The sequence below is a fragment of the Microbacterium sp. CFBP9034 genome, assembly GCF_034045255.1.
GTDB lineage: Bacteria > Actinomycetota > Actinomycetes > Actinomycetales > Microbacteriaceae > Microbacterium.
In genome coordinates this window covers 367,746-383,295 of record NZ_JAXCWC010000001.1, presented here as the reverse complement: position 1 = coordinate 383,295, position 15,550 = coordinate 367,746, and the positions used below count along the sequence as shown (strand labels likewise).

General features: G+C 70.4%; 17 protein-coding genes and 1 tRNA gene. 7 read left to right on the top strand and 11 right to left on the bottom strand.

Features of this window, described 5'->3' with window-relative positions; genetic code table 11:
• Window positions 1–4 precede the first annotated feature (4 nt).
• Window positions 5–1,201 (top strand): DNA polymerase IV, encoded by a 1,197-nt coding sequence (dinB, locus tag SOM19_RS01680; protein WP_320484813.1) that lies wholly within the window; start codon window positions 5–7, stop codon window positions 1,199–1,201.
• A 61-nt stretch (window positions 1,202–1,262) separates the two neighbouring features.
• Entirely contained in the window at window positions 1,263–2,150 is an 888-nt protein-coding gene (locus SOM19_RS01675; protein ID WP_320484812.1) for a zinc-ribbon domain-containing protein, read from the top strand.
• Window positions 2,151–2,359: 209 nt separating this feature from the next.
• Here the strand turns inward: SOM19_RS01675 and SOM19_RS01670 are convergent.
• The 3 genes from SOM19_RS01670 to SOM19_RS01660 form a co-directional block, all read right to left on the bottom strand.
• Window positions 2,360–2,433 (bottom strand) — tRNA-Gly (locus SOM19_RS01670).
• 65 nt (window positions 2,434–2,498) lie between these two features.
• Window positions 2,499–3,371, bottom strand: coding sequence for an EamA family transporter (locus SOM19_RS01665; RefSeq protein WP_320486644.1), 873 nt, complete (start codon window positions 3,369–3,371; stop codon window positions 2,499–2,501).
• Between the two features lie 7 nt (window positions 3,372–3,378).
• The gene (locus SOM19_RS01660; protein WP_320484811.1) at window positions 3,379–4,608 is read right to left on the bottom strand and encodes a serine hydrolase domain-containing protein; all 1,230 of its coding nucleotides are present in this window, start codon (window positions 4,606–4,608) and stop codon (window positions 3,379–3,381) included.
• A 109-nt stretch (window positions 4,609–4,717) separates the two neighbouring features.
• On the opposite strand from SOM19_RS01660, the gene SOM19_RS01655 reads away from it, so the two are divergent.
• Entirely contained in the window at window positions 4,718–5,038 is a 321-nt protein-coding gene (locus SOM19_RS01655; protein ID WP_320484810.1) for a DUF2470 domain-containing protein, read from the top strand.
• A gap of 45 nt (window positions 5,039–5,083) precedes the next feature.
• Window positions 5,084–5,737, top strand: coding sequence for a biliverdin-producing heme oxygenase (locus tag SOM19_RS01650; RefSeq protein WP_320484809.1), 654 nt, complete (start codon window positions 5,084–5,086; stop codon window positions 5,735–5,737).
• On the opposite strand, the gene SOM19_RS01645 is transcribed toward SOM19_RS01650, so the two are convergent.
• Complete coding sequence (locus SOM19_RS01645) at window positions 5,725–7,095, bottom strand: ATP-dependent DNA helicase (RefSeq protein ID WP_320484808.1); 1,371 nt, start codon at window positions 7,093–7,095, stop codon at window positions 5,725–5,727. The two genes, SOM19_RS01650 and SOM19_RS01645, sit on opposite strands and share 13 nt — an antisense overlap.
• A gap of 122 nt (window positions 7,096–7,217) precedes the next feature.
• Here SOM19_RS01645 and SOM19_RS01640 point away from each other — a divergent pair, with 122 nt between their 5' ends.
• A complete protein-coding gene (locus tag SOM19_RS01640) occupies window positions 7,218–8,363 on the top strand; it encodes a hypothetical protein (protein WP_320484807.1) in 1,146 nt (381 codons plus the stop codon).
• Between the two features lie 15 nt (window positions 8,364–8,378).
• Here SOM19_RS01640 and SOM19_RS01635 read toward each other — a convergent pair whose 3' ends face one another.
• The 3 genes from SOM19_RS01635 to SOM19_RS01625 all read right to left on the bottom strand — a co-directional run bounded on the left by SOM19_RS01635 (window position 8,379) and on the right by SOM19_RS01625 (window position 11,679).
• Window positions 8,379–10,322 carry a bifunctional copper resistance protein CopD/cytochrome c oxidase assembly protein gene (locus tag SOM19_RS01635; RefSeq protein WP_320486643.1) on the bottom strand — a complete coding sequence of 648 codons (1,944 nt, stop codon included), beginning with the start codon at window positions 10,320–10,322 and terminating at the stop codon, window positions 8,379–8,381.
• Between the two features lie 221 nt (window positions 10,323–10,543).
• Window positions 10,544–10,831: an HU family DNA-binding protein gene (locus SOM19_RS01630; RefSeq protein ID WP_320484806.1), complete on the bottom strand. Its 288-nt coding sequence runs from the start codon at window positions 10,829–10,831 to the stop codon at window positions 10,544–10,546.
• 218 nt (window positions 10,832–11,049) lie between these two features.
• A complete protein-coding gene (locus SOM19_RS01625; protein WP_320484805.1) occupies window positions 11,050–11,679 on the bottom strand; it encodes a TetR/AcrR family transcriptional regulator in 630 nt (209 codons plus the stop codon).
• A gap of 162 nt (window positions 11,680–11,841) precedes the next feature.
• Between SOM19_RS01625 and SOM19_RS01620 the strand changes: the two genes are divergently transcribed.
• Window positions 11,842–12,675: an alpha/beta hydrolase gene (locus tag SOM19_RS01620; protein WP_320484804.1), complete on the top strand. Its 834-nt coding sequence runs from the start codon at window positions 11,842–11,844 to the stop codon at window positions 12,673–12,675.
• A 7-nt stretch (window positions 12,676–12,682) separates the two neighbouring features.
• Here the strand turns inward: SOM19_RS01620 and SOM19_RS01615 are convergent, their stop codons facing one another.
• On the bottom strand, window positions 12,683–13,795 hold the full coding sequence (locus SOM19_RS01615) for an alpha/beta hydrolase (RefSeq protein ID WP_320484803.1): 1,113 nt from the start codon (window positions 13,793–13,795) through the stop codon (window positions 12,683–12,685).
• A gap of 59 nt (window positions 13,796–13,854) precedes the next feature.
• Between SOM19_RS01615 and SOM19_RS01610 the strand changes: the two genes are divergently transcribed.
• Window positions 13,855–14,739, top strand: coding sequence for a potassium channel family protein (locus SOM19_RS01610; RefSeq protein WP_320484802.1), 885 nt, complete (start codon window positions 13,855–13,857; stop codon window positions 14,737–14,739).
• Between the two features lie 68 nt (window positions 14,740–14,807).
• Here the strand turns inward: SOM19_RS01610 and rpsN are convergent, their stop codons facing one another.
• The 3 genes from rpsN to rpmB are packed head-to-tail and all read right to left on the bottom strand — an operon-like array spanning window position 14,808 to window position 15,523.
• Entirely contained in the window at window positions 14,808–15,113 is a 306-nt protein-coding gene (gene rpsN, locus SOM19_RS01605; RefSeq protein WP_179439806.1) for a 30S ribosomal protein S14, read from the bottom strand.
• A gap of 3 nt (window positions 15,114–15,116) precedes the next feature.
• Window positions 15,117–15,287, bottom strand: a complete 171-nt coding sequence (gene rpmG / locus SOM19_RS01600) for a 50S ribosomal protein L33 (RefSeq protein WP_005051772.1) — start codon at window positions 15,285–15,287, stop codon at window positions 15,117–15,119.
• Window positions 15,287–15,523 (bottom strand): 50S ribosomal protein L28, encoded by a 237-nt coding sequence (rpmB, locus tag SOM19_RS01595; RefSeq protein WP_320484801.1) that lies wholly within the window; start codon window positions 15,521–15,523, stop codon window positions 15,287–15,289. Before rpmB ends, rpmG begins: the two co-directional genes overlap by 1 nt.
• Between the last annotated feature and the right edge of the window lie 27 nt (window positions 15,524–15,550).

Genomic DNA, 15,550 nt, shown 5'->3' with positions numbered 1-15,550 from the left:
CGGGATGCGGGGCGAGGCGACCGTGCTGCACGCCGACCTCGACGCCTTCTACGCCTCGGTCGAGCAGCGCGACGCCCCTGCACTTCGCGGGCGCCCCGTCATCGTCGGCGGCGGCGTGGTGCTGGCGGCCAGCTACGAGGCGAAGGCCCGTGGGGTGCGCACCGCGATGGGCGGCCGGCAGGCGCGGGAACTGTGCCCGGATGCCGTGGTCGTTCCGCCGCGGATGGACGCCTATTCCGCTGCCAGTCGCGATGTGTTCGCGATCTTCCGAGATACGACGCCGCTGGTCGAGGGCCTCTCCATCGACGAGGCGTTCCTCGAGGTGGGCGGCCTCCGGCGCATCGCGGGCGCGCCCGAGCAGATCGCGGTGCGATTGCGTGAGCGCGTGCGTGCCGAGGTCGGGCTGGCGATCTCGGTCGGGGTCGCGCGCACCAAGTTCCTGGCCAAGGTCGCCAGCGCCGTCAGCAAACCCGACGGGCTGCTCGTGGTCGAACCGGAAGCGGAGGCGGCGTTCCTGCTCCCCCTGCCGGTCGAGCGGCTGTGGGGCGTGGGCACCGTCACCGCCGAGAAGCTGCATCGGCTCGGCATCACCACCGTCGGGCAGCTGGCCGAGCTCGAAGCCGCCACCGCCGAGAGGCTGCTGGGCAAGGCGACCGGCGCTCACCTGCACGCACTGGCCCGGCTGCGCGACCCGCGCCCGGTCGACACCACGCGGCGGCGCGGATCCATCGGCTCCCAGCGCGCGCTGGGCAGCCGCCCGCGCTCCGCCGAGGAGCTCGACGTCATCCTGACCCAGATCGTCGATCGGCTCGGGCGCCGCCTGCGCGACGGCGACCGGGTGTGCCGCACGGTCGTGCTGCGCCTTCGCTACGGCGACTACACGAAGGCCACCCGATCTCGCACGGTGCGCTTCGCGACGGACCGGACGGCCGTGCTGCTGGCCGTCGCACGCGGACTGCTCGCGGCGGCGGAGATCGAGATCCACGAGCGCGGCATCACGCTGATCGGCGTCTCGCTGTCGCAGCTGGGGCGCGCCGACAGCGTCCCACCAGAGCTGCCGATCGACTGGGAGGACGGGACGCGCCTCGACACGGTGCTCGACGCGGTCCGCGATCGCTTCGGAGCGGCGTCGGTCGCCCGCGCCGCGCAGCTCGGTCGCGACCCGGGCTGGTCGACGCCGCTGCTGCCCGAACACGAGTGACGACGACGATCGGATGCCTCGCCACCCCGGCGATGTCCCCGGCCCTGCCTAGCCTGCTCACATGCCGGAGCGCGTCGAACTGTGGTGGGCCCGCCGCCAGTTCTCCAAAGGCGCGCACGTGCCGTACCCGGTGGGGAGCTATCGGGAGGCCTGGGCGTCGTTCCCTGCCCTCGTGCGCCAGTATCACCCGGAGCTCAACGCCGGGATCGTGCTGAGCCAGGTGCCGCCGGCAGCCGACGTGCTGCTGCTCTGGCAGTGCGAGTCCGGCCACACCTTCGCCGCCACCCCCGACGAGCAGCGCCACCGACCCGGCCGAGAGCGCCGACGCTCCGCGTGGTGCCCCGAGTGCACCGAGCTCGCCCGACCCGCTCGGGCGGTGCCGATGCGGGACGTCGTCACCCTCCCCGACTCGCCCGTCCCCGCCGCGATCGCGAACCCGGTCGCTCCCACCGTTCTGCGGCCCAGGAAGCCGGCGCGTACCCGCCGGCTGTGCGCGAAGACCCCCGACCTGCCCGTCGGAGAGCCGTTCCACTCGGAGTGCGCACCGAAGCCCGCGTCGGCGGTCGAGGCACAGCTGCGAGCCGACCTGTTCGGGCGCCTGTCGGTGACGCCGGGGCTGAACGCCGTACGCATCTCCCGGCCGTTCTTCGACCACGTCGAGGTGTGGCCCGACATCCTGCTCCCCGAGCTGCGGGTCGCCGTCGAGTACGACAGCATCGGCCGGCACGGCCTCGAGCACGTCGGCAAGCGTGCCGACACCGACCGCCGCAAAGACCGCGCGCTGCGCGCCGCGAGGTGGGAGGTCGTCCGCATCCGCACCGGGAAGCTCGAACCGCTCGGCCCCCACGACCTGCAGCTGTCGGCGTGGAGCCGCCAGGGGCTAGACCGCCTCATCGACAGGCTCAGAGACATCCGCGGTCCGCTGCTGGTCGACTCCTACCTCCACTGAGGTCGAGGACAGGCAGCGCCGAGCAGCGTGCTCGGATTCGGAGTACCCCGACAGAATCGGATGCCACGGGCAGAGGCATCCGATTCCGGCACGACTCTCCGAATCCGGGGCTGCGCGCTGCGCGGAGCGGGACCCCCCGAAGCGGATCGGTTCCTACGGCATCCGCACGAATGCCCTCCCGCCCGACCTTCGGCCGCGCGTGAGGGCATTGGAGGGGATGACGGGAATCGAACCCGCGCTATCAGCTTGGGAAGCTGAAGTTCTGCCATTGAACTACATCCCCGGCAGGCCTTTCGGCGTCCGGTAAGGATAACAGAGCGGATGCCGGGGCCGCCGCCGCGGCATCCCTCAGGCCAGCGGCTCGGCCGCCTCGCGAGAGGCACGCGAGGACGACAGCACCGCCCCGATGCTCGCGGCGATCACGAGGCCGATGCCGATGATCTCGAGCCACATCAGGTGCTGGCCGAGGAACACGAACCCGGCGATCGCGGCCGTCGCCGGCGCCAGGCTCATCAGGATCGCGAACACCGCTGCGTGCAGCCGGCGCAGGGCGATGAGCTCGAGCGCGTACGGGATCGTCGAGGACAGGACGGCGACAGCGGCGCCCAGGGCGACGATCTCGATGCGCAGGAGCGCCGCTCCGGCGTCGAGGATGCCCAGCGGCAGCGCGATCAGCGCGCCGACCGCCATCGCGAGGGCCAGTCCGTTCAGCTTCGGGAAGGCGCGGCCGACCCGAGCCGAAGCGAGGATATAGAAGGCCCAGCTCGCAGCCGCGCCGAGGGCGAAGAGCACGCCGAGGGGGTCGAGGCGGTCCCACCCGCCGCCGCCCAGGGCGACGACCCCGACCAGGGCGAGCAGCGCCCAGAGCCACGACGACGCGCGCCTGCTCGCGACGATCGAGAGCGTCAGAGGGCCGAGCACCTCGATGGTGACGGTCACGCCGAGCGGAAGCCGTTCGAGAGCGAGGTAGAAGAGGCCGTTCATGAGCGCCAGTACGGCACCGAACCAGACGACGCCCGTCCAGTCCGAGCGCGAGTGCCCGCGCAGCGTCGGACGCGCGATCGCCAGCAGGATCACGGCCGAGAACACGAGCCGCAGCATCACCATGCCGAGTGGTCCGACCGTCGGGAAGAGCAGGACGGCGAGCGACGCCCCGATCTCCTGGCAGACGAGCCCGACCACGACGAGGAGGATCGCGGGGGTCGTCCCCGCGCGAGACATCACCGGGTCACGCCGGCGGCGGGCAGATCGCGCGCCCGGCGATCTCGGTGTGGTACTGCTCGGCGGTCCACGGCAGGCCCGCCTCGGGAGCCGTCTCGCCCGCAGCTGCCGGAGCCTTGGAGGCGATGGCCGCGAGCTCCCACGCCAGGTCGCCGGCGATGCCGGCTCCGGCCGTCGAGTTGTTGAGCACGACGGCGACCGTGAGCCCGGTGTCGGGGTCGGAGAAGGCGGCGCTGATGTACCCCGGAACCATCCCGAGCTGCCCGATCAGCGAGCCGGCCTGCACGGCGCCTCCGGCGGCCGTGTACCAGGAGGGCCCACCCCGCCTGACGGCCTTCGGATCGTCGAATCTGTCGTCGAGCCCGGGGTGGAGCGCGCCGGCGGCGAGCGCCTGCGCGTAGCGTCCGAGGTCGTCGATGTCGCTCACGACACCGCTGTCGGTGAAGGCGGAGCTGGGCGAGACGCCGGAGACGTCGAGCGGCTCGGCGCAGTTCCGGCTGCCGTCCTTGAGCTTGCGCGAGAAGAGGCCCTCGAGCATCGCGCTCGAGTCGGGCTGCCCCAGGGTCGTCGCCGGCAGATCGAGCGGCGCTGCGACGTACTCCTCGATGAGATCCGCGGCGGACCTTCCCGTGGCGCGCTCCATCGCGAGACCGAGCAGGACGTACCCCGCATCGGAGTCGCGGTACTCCGCGCCCGGCTCCGTGCGGGCCTCACCCAGGCCGTAGCTGGCGAGCTCGCGGGGAGACCAGGTGCGGTCGGGGTTGGAGATCCAGGAACGGAGGAGATGCGGGCCGTACGCGCCGATCCCGGACGTGCCGTCGCACAGCTGCTCGAGCGTGACCTCGGTGAGGTCGGGCACGCTGGCGACGTACTGCGGGACCTTGTCGTCGAGCCGGACGGTGCCCTCCGCGGCCACCGAGTAGAGCACATCGCAGATCATCGCACGCGTGATCTGGCCTGCCCGGAACTGCATGTCGGCGGTCACCTCTGCGGCAGAGCCGGGGTACTGCGTCCCGAGTCCTGCCACCCAGCTGCCGCTCCACGGCGCCCACACCCCGACGATCGCGCCCGACGACCCCGACGCCGCCATGGCGTGGGTCACCGCATCCTGCAGCTGCTGCGCCGACTCGTCGGGAAGCGCCACATCCGCCTGTGCGGGAACGTCCAGTTCGACCTGAGGCGCAGGAGAGCAGGCCGCCAGCGCGAGCACCATCGCCACGGCGGCCGTGGCCGCCACGGCCGCGCGCCGTCTGCTGGGTCGGGCCCGCATGCTCACCCCCCGATGATCGTTCATAGATTCAAACACACGGCGGCATCGTCCGCCGCGCGACTCGTAGTGTGGAACAATGACGCATTTCTTCGACGATGCCACGCGGGGCCACGTACTCGGCCACATGAACGGCGATCACGGGGGCGACAATCTGCTCATCGTCCGGGCCTTCTCCTCCCCGGCCGACGTCGACGGCATCATCGGCGCCGTCATGACGCACTTCGACGGAGACGCCGGCACCTGGCTCGCAGAGCGCGCGGACGGCACCGAGCGGGAAATCCGTGTGCCCTGGCCGGGCGGACCGATCGACTCGCGGCCCGAGGTGCGTCGCGAGATCGTCGCACTCTACGACGAGGCCTGCCGGCGCCTGGGCGTCGAGCCGCGTCCGCACTCCTGAAACCCGACCTAGGTTAGGTCGCCCTAAGTCTCCTACAATGGGCCCATGAGCGACCCGATCCCGTTCTCCGCCGCGCTGCGAGATCGGTCCAGCCGCGCCCATTCCTCGAGCGAGACCGCCGGATTCATGGCCGATCTCATGCAGGGGGAGGGGACGCGCGAGGACTACGTCGCGCTCGTCGTCCAGCACTGGTTCATCTATGAGGCGCTCGAGCGCACCGCGAACCAGATGCGCAACGACCCGGTCGCCTCGGTGTTCCTCAGCGACAAGCTCACCCGCCTGCCCGCCCTCGAGGCCGACCTCGAGTTCCTCGTCGGCCCCGACTGGCGCGAGACCATCACTCCGCTGCCCACGACGCAGCGCTACGTCGATCGCGTCAACGAGGTCGGCGCCACGTGGGCCGGCGGCTTCGTGGCCCACCACTACACGCGGTACCTCGGCGACCTCTCCGGCGGCCAGTTCATCGGACGGCTCATGGCCCGGCGTTTCGGCTTCGACACGAACGGCATCGGCTTCTACCTCTTCGAGGACATCGCCGACCCGAAGGCGTTCAAGGACGTCTACCGCGAGCAGCTCGATGCCGCGCCGTGGGATGCCGCGGAGCAGGAGCGCGTGATCGACGAGGTGCTGCTCGCCTACCGGTTCAACACCGACCTCTTCGACGACCTCGCACACGCCAAGGCGTCTCAGGTCGCCTGACCCCGGGCGCCGGCTCGGACCCCCGCCATGAAGCGCTGCACATCGGGATCGACGCGGATGTCGCTCGGCCGCAGCGGCCGCGAGAGGTAGAGGCCGTCGAGCGAGGTCAGCCGGGAGAGCGCGACGTAGGTCTGGCCCGGCGCGAAAGCGCCCGAGCCGAGGTCGATGACGGCCCGCTCGTAGGTTTTGCCCTGGGACTTGTGGATGGTGACGGCCCAGGCGAGGCGCAGCGGGAACTGCGTGAACTCGGCCACGATCTCACGCGACAGCGACTTCGCCCCCGCGTCGTACGCGTAGCGGAACCTCTCCCACACGGCGGGCTCGACGTCGAACTCGTCGCCCTCGACATCCACGCGCACGGTGCCGCCCGCGATGCGGGTGACCGTGCCGATCGTGCCGTTGACCCAGCGCGGCGGCTCGCCGAAGGACTGCGTGTCGTTGCGGAGGAACATGACCTGGGCGCCGACCTTGAGCTTGAGGTCGAGGTCGGCGGGGTACGAGGCGTCCCCGCGTCCGAAGTCCCCGGTGATCTCGGCCGTCGCGGTCTGCTCGCGGCCGACGAGTTCGGTGAGGTGCCGGCGGTTGATGCTGTTGACGATGTCGTTGCGCGTCGCCAGCGTGATGACGGGATGCTCGCCGTCGGCCGGGTCGGGCGGGGTTCGCGCGCCGGTGTCGTTGAGGATCTGCGCGATGTCGGCCGTGACACGGCCGTACCGTACGGCGTTGAGCATCGCCTTGAACGCAGGATCGGCCTGGCGATGGATGTCGACGAGCTCGCGGATGTGCAGATCGGCGCCGTACGAGCCGATGTCGATGATGCCGTCGCCGGCCGTCTCGCCGACCCACACCTTCGCGTCGAAGAACCAGAACGACCGGTAATGGTCGTTGATGTAGCGCAGCTCGTCGCCCCGCGGCGGCACGGGTGCCAGCTGGTACGGGTCGCCGAACATGACGATCTGCACCCCGCCGAACGGCTCGGCGCGTCGCCCCCGGGCCTGCCGGAGCGAGCGGTCGATCGCGTCCATCAGATCGGCGTTCACCATCGAGATCTCGTCGATGACGAGGGTGTCGATCGCGTTGAGGATCTTCCGCGCGGCATCCGACTGCTCGATCTCGCCCTTGGCGATGAGCCCGATGGGAAGCCGGAACAGCGAGTGGATCGTCTGTCCTTCGACATTGAGCGCCGCAACGCCCGTCGGCGCGCACACCGCGATCTGCTTGCTCGTCTTCCAGGCGAGGTGCTGCAGCAGGGTCGACTTCCCTGTCCCCGCACGACCGGTCACGAACACGTGCTCGCGCGTGTCCTCGATGAGACGGAACAGCGCCTCCTGCTCGGCAGACAGAGGCGGCGTGGTCACCGATTCATGTTAGCCAGCGGATGCCGCAGCCCGGCCGTCCGCCGCAGATCCGTGGAGGGCCCCGTCGTCCACAGTGTGACGCGCCGTGGGGCGATCAGCCGATGTGTTCCTAGACTGTCTCCGTGGACCAAGGGGCGGTGGACACGACTGCTGGTCGCGCGTCGCCGCCACCGGCGGCGTCCGCGAGCCCTCCCGGAGTGACCTCGGGCGTGATCCGGCCGCCGTCGAAGCGGAGCCGCCGCCGGCTGGCCCTAGACCTCGCACTGCTCGGTGTCGTGGGGGTGCTGCTCGTCGCCGCCGTCGCCGCGGCGCTCGGCGCCATCCAGCAGCAGTTCTACAGCCCGACGGCCTTCGTCGAGCGCTACGTCGGAATGCTCGCCGACGGTCGGGCTGCGGAAGCGCTCACCGTTCCGGGCGTCGCGGTGGACTCCGCGGCCCTCGAGGAGGCCGGACTCCCCACGACCGCATCCGAGGCCCTCCTCCGCGAAGCGGCGCTCGCCCCGCTGTCGAAGGCCCGCGTGGTCTCGGCCGAGACCGACGGCGCGGTCACACGGGTCACCGTCGAGTACGAGGCCGGCGGCTATCCCGGCACGACCACGTTCAGCGTCGAGCGCGACGGCTCGATCGGCATCGCGCCGACCTGGCGGTTCGCCACCAGCCCGCTGGCCGTGATGAACCTCGTCGTGCGGGGGTCGATGGTGTTCCAGGTGAACGGCTTCGAGGTCGACAAGCGCCAGGTCTCGATCGACGGAGCGGATGCCGAGCCCCTCGACCCGCTGCCGCTGCTGGTGTTCTCTCCGGGCCTCTACTCCGTGTCGGTCGACACCGCCGTCTCGGCGACCCCGGGCGTCGCCGTCCTCTCGGACAGCCCGTTCCACAGCATTCCCGTCGAGATCCAGGCGGAGGCGACGGGCGAGTTCGTCGCGGTCGTGCAGGAGAAGGTCGAGCAGTTCCTCACCGCCTGCGCGACCCAGGAAGTGCTCCAGCCCACCGGCTGCCCCTTCGGCTACGTCGTGCAGGATCGCATCGAGTCCGTCCCGCGGTGGTCGATGAGCGGCCAGCCGACCGTCATCGTCGAGCCCGACGGCGCCGGCTGGCGCATCGTCTCCTCGGAGGCGGTGGCCCACATCGAGGTCGACATCCGCTCGCTGTTCGACGGCTCGGTGGCCCATGTCAGCGAAGACGTGCCCTTCATCGTCACCGGTTCGATCACCATGAGCCCCGACGGCGCCGCGACGATCGTGGTGACCGGGCCCGACACGCGGTAGTACCTCGGAGCGAGGTCAGCGCGTCGTGCGGGCGTCTCGTTCGGCCAGTTCGGCCAGCTGCGCGTTATAGGCCTCGAGCTCGGCGTCGCCCGTCCGATCGGCGTGGCGGTCGCGGCGCTTCTGGTCGCGCGCATCGCTGCGGCTCCACTGGATGGCGACCGTGATCGCCAGGATCAGCGTGGGGATCTCGCCGATCGACCACGCGACGCCGCCGCCCGCGTACTGATCCTCGAGGGGCGTCGCGCCCCACGTGCGTCCCATCGACCCGAACCACTCGGCGACCATGAGTCCCGACTGCATCATGATCGCGATGCCGAAGAAGGCGTGCATGGCCATGATGCCGATGAGCAGGAGCAGCCGCCCGGCGTACGGGAGGCGGTAGGGCACCGGGTCGATGCCGATGAGCGTCAGCACGAAGAGGTAGCCGGTGAAGAGGAAGTGCGCCACCATCCACTCGTGCCCGAGGTGGTCGTAGAGCGACCAGCGGAAGAGATCGGTGTAGTAGAACACCCACAGCGAGCCGATGAACAGACCGGCCGCGACGAACGGGTTGGTGAGCACGCGCGCCACCGGCGAGTGCACAGCCCAGAGGATCCACTCCCGACCGCCTCGCGTGCCGTCGTCGCGCTTGCGGATCGCGCGCGCGGCGAGGGTGACCGGGGCGCCGGCGACCAGCAGCAGCGGGATCGCCATGGTGAGCAGCATGTGGCCCACCATGTGCATGCTGAAGAGGTAGTCCTGGTAGACGTTGATGACCCCGCCGGTCACCCACACCAGAAGGACGAGGCCCGCGACCCACATGACGGTGCGGTACAGCGGCCAGTCGTCCCCGCGGCGGCGGAGCCGCCACACGCCGGCGAGGTAGAAGAACACGCCGAACCCGGCGGCGACGGCCCAGAGCAGATCGATGTTCCAGGCGGTGAGCCAGCGCTCGGGGGTCAGCTCGACCGGAAGCGGGGCGCCGGTGAGGATCTCCGCCGGGGTTCGGGTGAAAGGCGGCAGCGACGACGGCGGCGGAGGAGTGCGTGCGAGCGCCGCGGCCGCGCCGCTCGCGGCTCCCATCAGCACGAACTCGAAGGCGATGAGGGTCCAGAAGGCGCGGGAGGCGGCATCCCCCGACAGCCGGCCGATCAGGCGCGTGCGGTACCACGCTCCGAAGACGCCGAGTCCGATGAGCGCCACGATCTTCACGCCCAGGATGACGCCGTAGGGCGAGAGGAGCGCTTCCCAGCTCTGGAGACCGATCGCCGCGCGCACGGTTCCCGAGACGGCGACGACGGCGAAGGCCGCCAGCGCGATGCTCGAGTAGCGGGTCACCACGACTGCGACTCGATCGCGCGCCAGCAGCGGGCGCACGAGAACCATCAGCAGGAGACCGCCCAGCCAGACGGCCGCCGCGATGATGTGGAGGATCAGGGCGGTCATCGCCTCGTGGTGGTACGCCTCTTCGCCCGAGTGCCCCTGCGTGCCCATCGGCACGAGAGCGGCGAGGGCGAGGATCGCCACGAACAGCGTCGCCGTCCAGGAGCGCACCGCGAACGTGAGCACGGTGAGGGCCGCGCCGGCGACGGTGGTGATGAGCCAGGTGCGTCCGACCTCGGTCTCGACGAGGAAGCGGCCGAGCTGCGCGCCGAACTCCGGACCGGCGTCGATCGCCGGGTTGAAGGCGTCGATGAACGTGAGGAACCCGGTCGCGGCCGCGGAGACGGTGAAGATCGCGGCGGAGATGGATGCGGCATCCAGCGCGAGATCGAACTCGCGGTCCCCGGACTTGAGGGCGAAGAGAGCGGTGACGAGCGCGCCGGCCATGCCCGCGGCCGACAGGTTGACGAAGAGCTTCGCCGTCGGGAGACCCCACCGCGCCACGGGGCCGGGATCGCCGATCGTGAGCGGTGCGGCGCCCCCGCCGTACGCCAGCGCCCAGACCAGGACGACGAGCGCGGCGACCACGAGGATCATCGGTCCGGCGACCCGGAGCACCCGGGGCCCGCGCACGCGCCCGGAGGCCGCGGGCGGCGCGACGGCGCCGGGCGGAGTGGGCGTGAGGATCACCCCTCCAGCCTAGGCGCGCCTCCGGCGCAGGGCCGACGTGCGCGGGAAGGCGCCGGCGCTCGCACGCCGGTGCACGCAGAAGGGGGATGCCGCGTGCTGCGGCATCCCCCTTCTTGTGTGGTCGTCGACTACTTGACGGCGGCCTTGAGCTTCGAGCCTGCGGTCACCTTGACGCGCTGGCCGGCGGGGATCTTGATCTCTTCGCCGGTCTGCGGGTTGCGGCCGGTGCGAGCCGAGGTCTCGACGCGCTCGAACGAGATCCAGCCGGGGATGGCGACCTTGCTGCCCTTGGCGACCGCCTCGGAGACGGTGGAGAAGAGGGAGTCGAGCACGCCCGACACGGCGGACTGGCTCTGCCCGGTCGCGCTGGCGATGCTCGCGACGAGTTCGGTCTTGGTGATGGACTTGTCGGCCATGTGGATTGTCCTCCAAAGGCGGCGGAATCGCCGTCTTTTCATTGCTCGGACCGGACGGCTTTTCGCCCCCCGGCTGGTCGGATCGACCGCCTCGAATGTACCCGATTCCGGGCGTGCTTCCGCGGATTTCCGGGCTTTTCGGACGTTCTGGACGGCGTGTCGGGGGTTGAAGTGACCCCTGTGACCGGTGTGACCCCGCTTTCGCGGGTGCCGGTGCCTCAGCGCCGGTGTGCCGCGAGGACTCCGAGAGCGGTCCTCGCGAACGCCGGAGCGACGCGCTCACGGCCGTCGAGATATCCCCCGACCAGCGCCGCGTCGCGCAGGAGAACCAGCGAAGCCGCGACATCCGGCGGCGCGTCCAGGCCCGCCCCGATCGCCAGCTGCTCGAGCGTGGACCGGAACCACTCGCGGTGGTCGGCGATGAGCGCTCGCACCGGGCCGTCGTCCGGGTATTCGGCCGCCGCATTGATGAAGGGGCAGCCGCGGGTGTGGTGCTCGCGGATGTCCTGCTCGATGCCCGCAATCACGAGCTCGAGCAGCACGGCCGGGTCGGAGGACGCGGTGCCGGCCCGCGCGAACAGGTCGCGCAGTCGTTCGTCCTCACCGGCGAGGTAGGCGAGAACCAGTCCCTCTTTGCCCTCGAACTGTTTGTACATCGTGGCGCGGGTGACGCCCGCCTCGGCCACGATGCGGTCGACGCCGACGGAGTGGATGCCTTCGCGATAAAAGAGGTCGGTGGCGGTGTCGAGCAGTCGCTGCCGCGCGGGAGAAGGACGAGGTGATCGCAGGCCGTCGCCGGCGGTGATGCTCTGCCCAGCGGCCGCGGCCTGCGTGGGAGTGGGGCTCATGGGTTCTCCTCGGTGTCCATCGTGCCACTTCGGGCTGATTCCAGAGATTCTCGGAATAGTCTTGCGTAGATAGAACGTTCGGTCTACAGTAACGATACATCAACCGGAGACATCAGGCTCCGGATCCCCGGACAGAACCACCGACACCACAAGGAGAACGAAATGACCGCCACGACCAAGACCCCGATCGTCCTCATCCACGGCCTCTGGATGACTCCCAAGAGCTGGGACGCCTGGGCCGAGCGCTTCCGCGCCGCGGGCCACCAGGTGCTCGTCCCCGGCTGGCCCGGCATCGACGACCGCTCCGTCGAAGACATCCGCAGCAACCCGCAGGCACTCAAGGGGATCGGCCTGAAGCAGATCGCCGACAACTACGAGCGCATCATCCGCGAGCTGCCCGAGAAGCCCATCATCATCGGGCACTCCTTCGGTGGAGTCCTCACCCAGATGCTGGCCGACCGCGGCCTCGGCGTCGCGTATGTCGGGGTCGCTCCGGGACAGACGGCCGGTGTCACCGCTCTGCCGCTGTCGACCCTCTGGACCGGCACGCCGATCCTCGCCAACCCCTTCGGGAAGAACGGCGCCAAGCCGCTGTCGAAGCGCCACTTCCACTTCACGTTCGGCAACGACCTGCCCCGCAAGCAGTCCGACGAGCTGTGGGAGGAGTTCGCCGTCAACTCCTACAACCGCGTGTTCTTCGAAGGCGTGCTGTCGGTCCTCAATGAGAAGGGCGGCGTCACCCACGTCGACTACGCCCGTGCCGATCGAGCGCCGCTCCTCATCATCACCGGGGGGATCGACCACGTCGTGCCGCCGGCCATCGGCGAGGCCATCGTGAAGAAGTACCGGGCGTCGGGCAGCCCCGCCGTCGTCGACTACAAGACCTACCCGGGTCGCACCCACCGACTGGTCAGCCAGGACGGCTGGGAGGAGATCGCGGACTACGCGCTCGAGTGGGCCACCAGCCACGCGGTCAGCGAGCAGACGGCGAAGTAGCGCTCCGTCAGTCGTGAAGCCGCCGGAGGGCTGTGACCACGTCGTCGTGCCAGCGCCTCGCGGCCGGGAGCACCGCCGTGAAGATCGCGGCATCGTGCGTCACGCCGAGATAGCGGACGGCGCTCGCGTCGACCCCGGCCCGGCGCAGTGCGGCGGCGTACGCCTCGCCGTCGCCGCGCAGCGGATCGTACTCGGCGGTGAAGATCACGGCCGGGGGCAATCCTTCGTGGGAGGCCGCGAGGAGCGGCGAGGCGTGAGGCTCCCGGGCGGCGGCCTTGTGCGGAAGATACGTGCGCACCACCGAGCGCAGCTCGCGCAGCGCGATCACGCTCGGGATGCCGAGGGCTCGCGTCGCCCTCAGGTCGAGGTGCTTGCCGGTGAGGTCGACCACCGGCACCTCCAGCACCTGCAGCCGCAGCGGGTAGCGCCCTCGGTCGCGATTGGCGAGGGTGAGCGCGGCCGCGATGTTCCCGCCGGCCGACGCACCGGCCACGCCGATGCGATCCGGATCGATGCCGAGCTCACCGGCCTCGGCGAACAGCCACTCGAGCGCGGCGCAGGCCTGCTCCACGGCCACCGGGTACCGGTGCTCAGGAGCGAGGGCGTAGTCCACCGCGGCGATCGCGACACCGGAGGCCGCCGCACGACGGCGGAAGGCGGCATCCGTCGTCGGATAGTCGATGCTCCCGATGCGGAAGGCGCCTCCGAAGAACGCCAGCACCGCCGGGATCGCGGCGCCTGAGCCGGACGCATCGGGGTGATACACCCGCACCCTGACGGCGGGCCGCCCGGGCACCTCGACGCGATGCTCAGTGGTGCGGATGTCGGGGCCCGCAGTGCCGACCGACTTCAGCTCGGAGCGATCCCAGGCGAGGGCGGCCTTGCGGTGGCGGGCCCGTGCCGTCGCGCGCGTTCCGGCGTCGACCGATGCGCGCTCGCCCGCCGGGAGTGGGCCGTCCGCCTTCGGACCCGGGGCGGCTTCGGCTCCGGCCGACCGCGGCGACTCCCGCGAGAAGGGCCACAGCGTGGAGAGGCGCCCGCGCACCTGCCGCACGTTCTTGTCCAAGAGGTAACGCCGGTGCACGCGGAGGCGCTCGGCGAAGAACGGATCCAAGGGCATCCGGTCTCCTTCGTCATCGGGACCTCCGAGTGTACGAGCCGCGGGGCTACTGTTGCCCCATGCCCGTCCTCAGCGTCCTCGCGGGTGTCACTCTCGTGGTCATCGCGCTGAACGACGTGTTCCACACGCTGCTGCGCCCGACCGCCACCGGCCGGCTGTCGGCCTTCGTGTTCCGAGGGGTCTGGGCGGTCACGCGGACACGGCGCCGGACAACCAGCGGCCCGCTGACGATCCTCGCGACGGTGACCGTGTGGCTCGTCCTGATCACGGTGGGCTGGGCGCTCATCTACCTGCCGTGGATGCCGGATGGCTTCTCGTACTCCGGAGTCGACCCGCAGAACTACAGCCCGTTCGCCGAGGCCATCGGCTTCTCACTCGTGGCACTCACGACCCTCGGGCTGGGCGACGTCGTCCCGGCCGCTCCGCTGCTGCGGCTGCTCACGCCCCTCGAGGCGCTCACCGGGTTCGCGCTGCTCTCCGCCGCGGTGGCGTGGTTCATGCAGCTCTACCCTGCGCTGTCTCGCCGCCGCGCCTTCGCGATCGAACTGACCAGTCTTCACGAGGCCGGGCTCACGACGGGCCTGGGTGAACTGAGCGATGAGCGCGCGGCATCCGTGGTCCGCTCCGTCTCACGCTCGCTGGCCGAGGTCACCGCCGACCTGGTCCAGAACACCGAGATCTTCTACTTCACCGAGAAGGACGAGACGCTGTCGGCCCCGCGGGCGCTGCACTTCGCGCTCGAGCTGCGCGATGCCGCACTCGCCTCGCGCAGCGTGGATGTGCGCGCAGAGGGTCGGGTGCTCGCGCGCGGGATCGACGAGCTCTCCCGCGTGCTGCGAACCCAGTATCCGCACCTCGGCGGCGGCGAGTCCGCCGACGACGTGTTCGGCAACGCCGCCCGCGGCCACGGCCACGGCCCGCCCGAGGAGCCGACCGCGGAGTAGTGCCCCGCGGGAACGCGCAAGGGGCGGAGTTCCGAAGAACCCCGCCCCTTGCGGAAGTGCTGTGGTGCTTACCAGCTCGACTTGGTCACGCCGGGCAGCTCGCCACGGTGTGCCATGTCACGGAAGCGGACACGCGAGATGCCGAACTTCGTGAGGACACCGCGGGGGCGGCCGTCGATGACGTCGCGCGAGCGCAGGCGGACCGGCGACGCGTTGCGGGGCAGCTTCTGCAGGCCCACGCGAGCGGCTTCGCGCTGCTCGTCGGTCGACTCCGGCGACACGAGCGCCTTCTTCAGCTCGGCGCGCTTGGCGGCGTAGCGGTCGACGACCACCTGTCGCTGCTGGTTGCGCGCGATCTTGCTCTTCTTAGCCATGGATCAGCGCTCCTCTCGGAATTCGACGTGCTTGCGGATGACCGGGTCGTACTTCTTGAGCACGATGCGGTCGGGGTTGTTGCGGCGGTTCTTGCGCGTCACGTAGGTGTACCCCGTGCCGGCGGTCGAACGCAGCTTGATGATCGGACGGACGTCCTGAGCCTTCTTGGCCATTAGAGCTTCACACCCCTCGCCTGCATGTCACGGACGACGGCCTCGATGCCTCGGGCGTCGATGACCTTGATGCCCTTGGCCGAGACGTTGAGCTTGATGTTGCGGCCCAGCGACGGAACAAAGTAGGTCTTCTTCTGCACGTTCGGGTCGAAGCGGCGCTTCGTCCGGCGGTGCGAGTGCGAGATGTTGTGACCGAAGCCGGGAATCGCTCCGGTCACCTGGCACACTGCTGCCATGGTTTACTCCTCCTGAATACCGTGGAA